The organism is Allobosea sp. 117, from assembly GCF_000702305.1.
In the GTDB taxonomy this organism is placed as follows: Bacteria; Pseudomonadota; Alphaproteobacteria; order Rhizobiales; family Xanthobacteraceae; genus Ancylobacter.
Genome location: NZ_JNLC01000015.1, coordinates 372,528 through 379,124, shown reverse-complemented (window position 1 = coordinate 379,124; position 6,597 = coordinate 372,528). Strand labels below are relative to the sequence as shown.

Here is a 6,597-nt window from a genome sequence, read left to right as displayed (position 1 = left end):
GGTTGTTCTCGCCGACGAAGGAGGCGACGAAGGGGGTGCGCGGCTCGGCATAGACGGAGCGCCCGCCACCGACCTGCTCGATCACCCCGGCATTCATCACCGCGATGCGGTCCGACATGGTCAGGGCTTCGCCCTGGTCGTGGGTGATGTAGATGAAGGTGATGCCCACCCGCTTCTGGATGGCGCGCAGCTCCGCGCGCATGTGCTGTCTGAGCTTCAGGTCGAGGGCGGACAGCGGCTCGTCGAGCAGCAGCACGGACGGCTCCACCGCCAGCGCGCGGGCGATGGCGACGCGCTGCTTCTGGCCACCGGAGAGCTCGGAGACCAGCTTGTGGCCGTGCTCGGGCAGCGCGATCTGGATGAGCAGGTTCTTGACCTTCTCATCCCGCTCGTGGCGCGGCACGCCGCGCACGCGCAGGCCGTAGCCGATGTTCTCGGCGACCGTCATCATCGGGAACAGAGCGAGGTTCTGGAAGATGAGGGCGGTCGGCCGCTTGTTCGGCCCGATACCCTTCATGTCCGCCCCGCCGATGCGCACCGTGCCGCGGGTCGGCTCGATGAAGCCGGAGATGGTGCGCAGGAGCGTGGTCTTGCCGCAGCCGGAGGGGCCGAGGAAGGAGAAGAACTCGCCCGGCTCGATGGTGAGGTTGGCGTCGCGCACCGCGACGAAGTCGCCGAAGGTGACGTTGACGCCCTCAAGCTCGACGGCTGCGGCCATGCGTTTTTCCTGAACTGACCTATGGGTGGGCCTCGCCCACGCGTTCGATAGGGAGCACCGTCATGCCCGGGCTTGGCCCGGGCATCCACGATGTGGAGCGGAGCATCGACGCACAAACGGGCGCGGATGGCCGGGCCAAGCCGGCCATGGCGACCTTCCTGCACCGCGCAACCGCGCCGGATCAGGCCGCCTTGAACTTCTCGGCGTATTGGGTGCGCAGCTCGGCGTACCACGACGGCTCCGGCGGGCGGCTCCACAGCTTGGAGAGGGCGTCGCCGGGATAGGCCTCGGAGAAGTTCTTCTTGGCGACCTCGGAGAGGAACGCCTCGGCGCCCTTCACTACCGGGTTGTAGCCCGAACCTTCGGCGACGGCGGCCGAGGCTTCCGGCGTGTGGATGTAGTTCAGCCACTCATAGGCCTGGTCGATGTTCTTCGCGCCCTTGGTCATCGCCCAGCCGTCGACCCAGGTGATGGCGCCTTCCTGCGGCGCCATGTAGGTGACCGGCTTGCCCTGCTTCTTCAGCGACAGCGGCGGGCCGTCCCAGGTCTGGCCGATGACGCAGCCATTCTCCATGAAGCCGGACTTGGTGTTGTCGGCCGAATCCCAGAACTGCTTGACCTGCGCCTTGTTGGCGATGGCGAAGGCGAGGATTGGATCGTAGATCTTCTTCATCGTCTCCTCGTCCTTGAACGCATCGAGCATGCGGTTGGACGGGAGCTTGCCGGTGGCGTCCATCCACAGGCCGATGCCGAGGAGGAGCGAGTGCGGGCGGCCCTGCATCTTGCCCTTGAACTCGGGCGCCCACAGCGTGCCGTAGCTCAGCTTGTCATAGGTGAGGGTGGCGAGATCGGTGCGCCAGGAGATCGCCTCCGAGCCCCAGCAGTGGGGCACGTGATAGAGCTTGCCGTCCCAGGTCCACACGCTGGTGGAAGCCTCGAGCATCGACGGCAGCAGGTTGTCGAGCTTCATCTTGTTGGTGTCGAACGGCGCGAGGACGTCGAGCTCCTTGAACTGCGGGGCGCGGTCGCGGGTCGGCTCGCACAGGTCGAAGCCCTCGCCGCCGGTGGCCTGCAGCTTGTTGATCTGCTCCTCGTTCTGCGAGAACGGGGTGGTCTTCACCTTGATGCCGGTCTTCTTCTCGAAGTTCGGGATCACCGGGTTCGGCAGTTCGTCGTCCCAGTTGAGCAGGCTGAGCTCGCCGGACGAGGAGAAGGCGTCCTTGACGATCCACGGGCCGGTGGCCGCGATGGTGCCGGCGGCAACCGCGCCCTTCAGCAGCACACGGCGGCTGAAGCTGCGCGCCGCCAGCAACGTTTCAACGGAGGAGTTGGAGGAATGGGTCTTCTTCGTCACGACACGGCTCCTCGGGCTGTCCCGCCCCCGGCGGGCGACATGGTCCGGTCTCGAAGAGCAGGAAGTATGCCAGAGCCATCAGCCTGCGAGATGGGTTCATTTCGAAAGCTGATGTAATGCGCGGCCCCCCGCCCGTCGCATCCCGGAGCAGCATCGAGCATATGTTGTGGCGCCGTTTTGATCAACGTGCCCGAGCATGAGGCAAACGTTTTCGGCGCGTTTTGGCGGCAGGCGAAATGCATTCGACTTTCGTCTGCCCGATAAACGCAAGTCATTCGCATGCACATCATCCGGTGGTGGCGCGCTAGGGTTGAACCGGCCTTCGCCTGACGTAACGTCGCCTCCCTCGGGAGCAAACGCGGAGGCAAGGATGTTCGGCGAACCGCAGAAGGAGCACGAGTGGCTGATGCAGCTGGTCGGCGACTGGACCTATGAGGGCGAATGCGACATGGGCCCCGACCAGCCGCGCGACCATTCCACCGGACGCGAGAGCGTCGAGGCGCTGGGACCGTTCTGGGTGATCGCGAAGGGCGAGGGCAGCATGCCCGGCGGCGGGCAGGCGCAGATGCGCATGACCATCGGCTTCCAGCCGGGCAAGGGCTATGTCGGAAGCTGGATCGGCTCGATGATGCCGCTGCTCTGGGTCTATGAGGGCACGATGTCCGAGGACGGGCGCAGCCTGCACCTCGCCGCCGACGGGCCGAGCTTCAAGGACGACGGCGGGATCGTGCGCTACGAGGACATCGTCACCGTCGTCGGCCCCGACGAGCGCCTGTTGACCTCGCGGGCGCGGCAGGAGGACGGCTCCTGGAAGGAGTTCCTCTGGATGCGCTACACGCGCGTGTGACGCCCCTCACCCCAGCGCCGCGGCGATGCCGGCGGCGAGCGCGTGCAACTCGTCGCGGTAGCCGCTGCGCCCCGCCGGCTGGTCGGTCGCCGACAGCATGGCGATGGTCAGCGCCCGCTCGGGGATGACGTAGATCATCTGCCCGCCATAGCCCCAGCCGTAATGCGCCGGGGAACCGGCGATGTCGCGGCCGAACCAGCCATAGCCGTAATCGTCGCCGGTGAAGCGCGAGCGGGTGCGCGGCTGCCAGGACTCTGCGATCCAGCGCGCGGGGATCACCTGCCGGCCGTCCGGCGCGCGCCCTCGGTTGCGGTAGAGTTCGCCGAAGGCGACGAGCGAGGAGGGGCGCATCGCCATGTCGTTGCCGCCGAAATAGATGCCCTGCGGGTCGCGCGCCCATGAGGCGATGGAAAAGCCCTCCACTCCGCCGAGCCAGTCGCGCGCCAGCGCCAGCGTCGGGCGCTTCGCCTGCCGGGTGAGGATGGCGGAGAGCAGATGCGTCGAGCCGGTGGAATAGAGCATCGCCCCGCCGGGCTCGTCGTCGAACGGCTCGGCGAGCGCCGCGCGCACCCAGTTGCGCGAGGAGATCCAGCGCCCGTAATTCGGCCCCGAGGTGCGCCCGAGCCCGGCCTGCATGGAGAGCAGGTTGCCGATGGTGATCTCTTTGAGCCGCGGGTCCGGGTCAGCCGGCAGGTCGGCCTCGAGCAGCGGCGCGATCTTCTGGTCGGGTCCTTCCAGCACGCCCTTCTCGATGGCGATGCCGATGAGCGCCGAGATCACGCTCTTGGAGGCCGACTTGATGTTCCCCGCCCCGTCCGCCGCATGGCCGTGATAGCCCCGCGCGGCGATGGTGCGCCCGTCATGGGCGACGCGGACGGCGTGGAGCGAGGGGAGGGATGCGGCGCGGTCGAGGATGGGGGCGAGAGCGTCCGCCGGGGCGGCTTGGGCTTGGGCGTCGTCAGGCGCGCCGGCGGGCGGGGCGGTCGCTGAGGGGGTCTCAGCCGCCGCACCCTGTGGGAAGGCGAGGCGCGGGGTCAGCAGCAGGAGCGGAGCGGCAAGCAGGGAGCGGCGGTGCATGAAAGGGAGGATAGGCAAGGACGGCCAATTGGGGTGGTCACGATCGGGGGAAACGGGTATCTCGGTGGACAGAACCATGCTATAGAACATAACGAGAACATGCAATTTTCGCGATTTGACGACTTGGGAGGGGACTTCGAATGACTCGCGATGCCAGGGAAATCGCCAACGCGATCCTTGATGTCGCTCAGGATAACAAAATCTTTTTGACGAATTTATCTTTGAATAAGATTCTATACTTTACGCATGCTTGGTATGTTGCTCTTTATGACATACCGTTGGTTGATTCGTACTTTGAAGCTTGGCAGTTCGGCCCTGTCCATCCTAAGATATACCAACAGCTTAGAGGTTTTGGAGATCGGACGATTGCCGTCCGCCTGACGCGTGTTGATCCCACAACTGGGGAGGACATTCCTTATCCCGTTGCACTTTCGCGCGAAGAACGAGAACATATCGAGAAGATGACCCGATTCTATGGCGCGAAGTCGGCCAGATGGCTGGTAAATGCCTCTCACGAGGTGGGAGCGCCATGGGATCAGGTATGGTTGGCATCTGAAAGCTCTGCCCAACCGGGGATGAAAATTCCCGACGATATGACAAGGGATTTTTATAGGGCGAAGCTGAAGAGGCGATTGTAGGACACCAGAAATGGCCGATCTGCGCCGTACGCCGTCACTGCAACATGCTGTTTGGCTCATAAAGAGCAATGTAGAAGACACAGTGGTCGAGATGCGGAAGCTTGACGCCGCACGGATCACGATATCGCTTAATCCTGCCAGGCAGGCGCTCAAGCTCCTGATGCAGGGTCACGATGTAGAATGGATAGTGAGGCAGTTCTCTCTGCTTTCCTACAAGAAGAATATCAAGCCAAATACCGATGTGGTTCGCACATTTGCGCCATATGCTGCCGAAAAATCGGTAGAGTGGTTCCGGGAATTTCGTCCAGCATCGTATCGTATCGGCCGAGGCGTATTCATACCGGTTCAACCTTCGGGTTATTGGTCCGAGGGTGGACGGCTGCACGTCTTATGGGCGCAGTGTTGGAAAGGGCGCACTCTCGACCCGCTTCAGCTCGCCATCCTGAACACGATTTTGTTGGACTCAGTCCTCGTTGATGATTTCCGAGGCGCAGAATTCGAATGGCTGGATCTGTGTGAGGTCATCCCGAAAAAGGGCAGGGAGCGGCACGTCACCTACGGCGACCAAATTGGAACGGTCACTGAAGCCGAATTGAAAACTTACTTGGACATACTCCTGACGGCATTCGAACAGTTCTCGGCTGAGAAAGCTGCGCGAAAGGCAGCCGAAAAAGCAGAGAAGAGGAAAATTATCGACCCCTCCGATTTGCCTCTCTTCAAGGAACCACCAAGCGACCCTGTCTAAGCTCACCCGCCCCCGCCCAGCACCAGATCATCCCGGTGCACCATCGCGGCGCGACCCTCGAAGCCGGTGATGGTGGCGATCTCGTCGGATGAGTGGCCCTTGATGCGCTCGGCATAGTCGTGGTCATAGGCGACCAGGCCGCGGCCGACCTCGGCGCCGTCGGGGCCGCGCAGGATCACCGCGTCGCCGCGCTCGAACACCCCCTCGACCCGCTTCACCCCCGCCGGCAGCAGCGAGGAGCCGCGGCGCAGCGCCGCCACCGCGCCGGCGTCGAGATGCAGGACGCCGCGCGGCTCCAGCGAGCCGGCGATCCAGCGCTTGCGCGAGGCGACCGGATTGGCGGGAGCGAGGAACCAGGTGCAGCGGGCGCCCGCCTCGACGGCACGCAGCGGGTTCTTCACTTTGCCGGAGGCGATCAGCATGTGGGCGCCGGCGGTGGTGGCGATCTTGCCGGCCTCGATCTTGGTCTTCATGCCGCCGCGTGACAGCTCGGTGCCGGCGCCGCCCGCCACCGCCTCGATCTCGGCGGTGATGCGCGGCACCACCGGGATGAGCTGGGCGTCGGGGTTGTCATTGGGCGGGGCAGTGTAGAGCCCGTCAATGTCGGAGAGCAGCACCAAAAGGTCGGCGCTCGCCATGCCGGCGACGCGGGCGGCGAGCCGGTCATTGTCGCCGTAGCGGATCTCGGAGGTCGCCACCGTGTCGTTCTCGTTGATGACCGGGACGACCTTCAGCTCCAGCAGCTTCGCCAGCGTCGAGCGGGCGTTGAGGTAGCGCCGGCGCTCCTCGGTGTCACCCAGCGTGATCAGCACCTGCCCGGCGGTGACGCCCTCATGGGCGAGCGCCTCCGACCAGTTGCGGGCGAGCGCGATCTGCCCGACCGCGGCGGCGGCCTGGCTCTCCTCCAGCTTCAGGGGGCGCTTGGGCAGCTTGAGGATGGTGCGCCCCAGCGCGATGGCGCCGGAGGAGACCACCAGCACCTCGCGCCCCTCGCGGTGAAGCTGCGCGATGTCTTCGGCGAGCGCGGCGAGCCAGGCATGGCGCAGCCGCCCGCGCGCCGAATCGACCAGCAGCGCCGAGCCGACCTTCACCACGATGCGGCGGAAGGAGGAGAGCTTCGGCACATCGGAGAGCGGCGTGCCGAGGGGGGCGGTGACGGCGGTCGGGCTGTTCATGGCGGTCGATTCAACGCGAGGACGGACGATGCGCGCTTATAGA

At 65.1% G+C, this 6,597-nt stretch carries 7 protein-coding genes; 3 read left to right on the top strand and 4 right to left on the bottom strand.

Translation table 11 applies throughout. The annotated features are described in order from the left end of the window. Both U742_RS0116755 and U742_RS0116750 read right to left on the bottom strand, forming a co-directional pair. A partial coding sequence (locus U742_RS0116755; RefSeq protein ID WP_029349154.1) for an ABC transporter ATP-binding protein occupies positions 1-718 on the bottom strand: 718 nt, incomplete at its 3' end. A gap of 181 nt (positions 719-899) precedes the next feature. Continuing rightward, positions 900-2,072 (bottom strand): extracellular solute-binding protein, encoded by a 1,173-nt coding sequence (locus tag U742_RS0116750; protein ID WP_081853058.1) that lies wholly within the window; start codon positions 2,070-2,072, stop codon positions 900-902. 370 nt (positions 2,073-2,442) lie between these two features. On the opposite strand from U742_RS0116750, the gene U742_RS0116745 reads away from it, so the two are divergent. After that, positions 2,443-2,919 carry a DUF1579 domain-containing protein gene (locus U742_RS0116745; RefSeq protein WP_029355075.1) on the top strand — a complete coding sequence of 159 codons (477 nt, stop codon included), beginning with the start codon at positions 2,443-2,445 and terminating at the stop codon, positions 2,917-2,919. 6 nt (positions 2,920-2,925) lie between these two features. Here U742_RS0116745 and U742_RS0116740 read toward each other — a convergent pair whose 3' ends face one another. Next, positions 2,926-3,996 carry a serine hydrolase domain-containing protein gene (locus tag U742_RS0116740; RefSeq protein WP_029355074.1) on the bottom strand — a complete coding sequence of 357 codons (1,071 nt, stop codon included), beginning with the start codon at positions 3,994-3,996 and terminating at the stop codon, positions 2,926-2,928. Between the two features lie 140 nt (positions 3,997-4,136). Between U742_RS0116740 and U742_RS22990 the strand changes: the two genes are divergently transcribed. Further along, the gene (locus tag U742_RS22990) at positions 4,137-4,634 is read left to right on the top strand and encodes a Panacea domain-containing protein (RefSeq protein ID WP_081853057.1); all 498 of its coding nucleotides are present in this window, start codon (positions 4,137-4,139) and stop codon (positions 4,632-4,634) included. 10 nt (positions 4,635-4,644) lie between these two features. Beyond that, positions 4,645-5,379 carry a hypothetical protein gene (locus U742_RS23255; RefSeq protein WP_156034254.1) on the top strand — a complete coding sequence of 245 codons (735 nt, stop codon included), beginning with the start codon at positions 4,645-4,647 and terminating at the stop codon, positions 5,377-5,379. A gap of 2 nt (positions 5,380-5,381) precedes the next feature. Here U742_RS23255 and proB read toward each other — a convergent pair whose 3' ends face one another. Then, positions 5,382-6,554 (bottom strand): glutamate 5-kinase, encoded by a 1,173-nt coding sequence (gene proB, locus U742_RS0116730; RefSeq protein WP_051661260.1) that lies wholly within the window; start codon positions 6,552-6,554, stop codon positions 5,382-5,384. Positions 6,555-6,597 lie beyond the last annotated feature (43 nt).